Consider the following 3,452-nt stretch of genomic DNA (forward strand, 5'->3'; position numbering starts at 1 on the left):
TGCCAATCTATCCGACTGTTTTCCATATGACGAAGGTCAATGCGATAAACGGGGATCGCTTGTCCTTTGATCATGGCATTCACATTGTCACTTAAGTCCACTTCCGTGCTATCAACGAGAAGACGATATTTAAAGATATCTTTTCCAGAGGCTGCGATAAAGCTATCAATATCCTTTTTACTGATCTGATGGTCTGCTTTATAACACTTACATTGAATAGCGACATAGCCCTCTTGATGACGAAGCTTGGCAACCAGATCAATGCCGATATCATTTTTATTCCAATCTTCACGTTCTTTTGCCCATTCATAATAGCTCTCAACTTTTTCATATCGCCCATAGTGGAGAGGGTCATACATAAGATATTTTGTCACAAAATCTTCAAACACTTTCCCCCGTAGAGCATTTGATGTTGCCTGTTCACGATAGGATTGTAACAGAGAGCGTAATGTCAGTGGTTTGTTATGAGATTGAAGCATTTATAATAAAACTCCACTGCTTTATAAGCATTGATCTATCGGTGTCAAAAAACTTTAAATAAAATCTGCTAGATCTATTTAAAACAAATAGCAATAATAAAATAAAAAAGGGTGCTAAAGAGCCACAACCTGCTTAAAAAGAAATTTTATTAAAGGTTGCTTATCCACGGCCCATGATATTGGTTAGATCAGCAAACTAGTGAAATTTGCTATTCGTTTTGTGGATAATAACAACAAATTCGATATGTGCTTTAAAATATCAGAATGAGTATTTTGATAGATTTTATGAATTATTTTATAGATAGGTTTTGTCTGTTTTTAAAACCCCCAAAACACCTACAAAACCCTCTTAGATATATATTAAAAATTGTATTTATGTGTTATATTTAATATAGGTTGTTTATTTGAAAGATTAACTTATTGAAATATAATAACTTTTATTTTGGATTTAAAAATATATATAAATGGGGGGGTAAAAAGACCCCCCAAAACCCCCATCCCCCCCTAAACTAATGATGGGGAGTGCTTTAAAGGTTCACTGTTATATTGTTTAATGTTTTATAAGATTTCCAAATTGCCTCAGTGTGATGTCTTATGACTTTTCACTAAAGGGTGCCATTCATAACGTATGGTAGGTCGACCGCCTTGGGAGCTATTTTCACTTGCTATTTGACGAATATGATTGGAGCGACATAAAAGCTCTAAAGCTTGCTTAACGGTTTGATTGTCTGTTAAATATTTCCAATCACGTTTATAAACATCCCTTGCTGTAAAAACATCGGGTAAACAATCACAGCGTTCAACAATTAATTTTGCACGCTCTGCTGTTAATGTATCCCCCGCCGCATAAAGTCTTTTGACATGACTTAACAGATATTTTCCCAACGCAAGGCTGTTGTAATGGCATAGAGACCAATTTCTAAACCACCACTATCAAGAAGTTCAAAAATCAACGCAAGGCTTGCTATGGTTTTTGGCATTTTTAAAAGATGCGATTGTAAGCTTTCTGAGTGAGTACCTCCTTTTGCCTCTCTATGAAGGTTTTCTAACCATTCATAAAATTTCTCTTGTGCTTTTGGCATAAAACGCATGATCAGCGGGTGTTCTGGAGAACCTAAGCGTTTATCACGAAAAGAGCGAAATACCCCTTCATACTTTTGCCAGACCTCTTGATTGGGTGGTCTATCAACCAATTTCCACTCTTGATTTTCATCGGGCCACACAATCATTTGAAACCGTTGCAATAAACCGTCATCGTTTATTCCACGGTGGATTGCTTGAATGATGGGAATAATGCGTGAAGGTTGAATGCCTCCAATTATTGATAACGTTACATGGGGGATAAAAATGGTTCCCCGCTCGATACGGTCATAGGTAAATTGATCATCTCCATTAAAAGCTGTGAGATAAAAAGCACGGTCTGTTTGATATTCCTTTCTTTCTAGATTGGTTAAAAAACCAGATAACTCATCACGAACCATTAAGAGACCACGGGGGTTTTCTTTTAAAAGTTCCCCAAGCTTTTCGACGCTCGTATCATTGACAATAAAGCGTCGTTTACCAAGAGTACCATCATTATTTTTACGAGTAGAAACTAAGCGGTGTGCAAAGTGCATTATGCAATCATATTCGCAACATTATAAAAATAGTAATCTATCATTACTTACTGATACGGAGTGCAGTATTGTAGAAAATAATTTGCTTCAATTACCAAATAAATAAAAATACAGTTGATTAAGGAAATCTTTGCTTTGTATGAAGCACACGTAAAATACGCACAACGCCATTTGAAATATCATAAATCATGATATAATTTGGATGTACAATAAGTTCACGTGTATTTACAATTCGTCCTAAACGACCAAGAGTAGGAAATTTAACAAGTTTTTCTACTTTTTCAGATAAAAGTTGATCAAATTTTAAGGCAGCAGAAGGATTATCTTGTGATATGTATTCACGTATCTTTTTGCGGTCAACGTGTGCTACTTGTGTCCAAATTAGCTTCATAAAGTTGATCTATCTAGTTTACTTTGTGTTTTTAAGCGCCATTCCTTTGCTTCTGCTTCGATTTCTTCAGAAGATATTATATCACCTGCATTAGCAGAATTTATCCCTAATTGAACTTGTTCCCGAAACCATAAATCGTGTGCACTTTTTTCTTTTTGTTCTTTTACGATATCACGCATATAATCCCGCAATAATTGTGCACCAGATCTATCACACGCCTTTGCTGCTTTGGAAAATTCATTTTTTAATACATCATCGACACGAAAGGTAAATGTTGTCTCAGCCATTTTACGACCACTTAATGTGTTACAAAGTAGTTCTAATGTAATGTATTTTTACTGTTTCTTCAATAGGTACTATTAGAATAGATATTTTATATTTATTTTGCATTTTTATAGGGTTGAAAGGGACGCCCATAAATCAACGGGCTCTGGTAACAACCCAACAGCAGAGCCAGACCAGTTTCAATGCCCTCACAAATGACTAGATGTTTTGGATTAGCTTGGCTTAAATGCACAGCACCACCCGTTACAGAACCCAACATGGCTTTTGCTGGTTTTTTGTCTGTTTTGCAGCCATTGGCTTGTAAAAGGTTCTATGAATGGCAAAGGAGCCAGCCCCCTTAACAAGAGCAATCAACGCAGGCAGTGTAACCCCAGAGGGGTGTGGACATTTGCTATGAAAGCGTAAATCAGCAGGCAAATCACATGTAATACCCCGCATACGTAAATAGGTCTCAGCTAAAGTATTTTTGATTGGTTGGCTTTGTTGCCAAATTGCTTGTGCTCTCTCTGCTTTCTGTTTTTCTCCTTTGAGATCAGTATAACACTGTTTTGATAAAGAAAGCGTCTGATTATAAGCTTGTTTTCCAAGCAAGCCAATTCTCATAAGCGCTTGTATGATCTCTCTAAAAGAGCAACCAGCATAACAATAGAGCAATAAACGCCCATCATTTCCATTTTTAAT

General features: G+C 36.3%; 3 protein-coding genes and 2 pseudogenes. All 5 read right to left on the minus strand.

Going from position 1 to position 3,452, the window contains the following annotated elements:
- Positions 1 to 479 (minus strand): restriction endonuclease (locus ABID39_RS07660; protein WP_354187555.1); only part of this gene is annotated, 479 nt, incomplete at its 3' end.
- Positions 480 to 1,058: 579 nt separating this feature from the next.
- Positions 1,059 to 2,053: pseudogene (locus tag ABID39_RS07665) on the minus strand (DUF3987 domain-containing protein); the annotation flags it as partial.
- A gap of 160 nt (positions 2,054 to 2,213) precedes the next feature.
- The gene (locus tag ABID39_RS07670) at positions 2,214 to 2,486 is read right to left on the minus strand and encodes a type II toxin-antitoxin system RelE/ParE family toxin (protein WP_354187557.1); all 273 of its coding nucleotides are present in this window, start codon (positions 2,484 to 2,486) and stop codon (positions 2,214 to 2,216) included.
- Positions 2,483 to 2,773 (minus strand): CopG family ribbon-helix-helix protein, encoded by a 291-nt coding sequence (locus tag ABID39_RS07675; protein ID WP_208434655.1) that lies wholly within the window; start codon positions 2,771 to 2,773, stop codon positions 2,483 to 2,485. Before ABID39_RS07675 ends, ABID39_RS07670 begins: the two co-directional genes overlap by 4 nt.
- 111 nt (positions 2,774 to 2,884) lie before the next feature.
- Positions 2,885 to 3,452 (minus strand): annotated as a pseudogene (locus tag ABID39_RS07680) (DUF7146 domain-containing protein); the annotation flags it as partial.

The sequence above is a fragment of the Bartonella japonica genome, assembly GCF_040545385.1.
Classification (GTDB): Bacteria; Pseudomonadota; Alphaproteobacteria; order Rhizobiales; family Rhizobiaceae; genus Bartonella; species Bartonella japonica.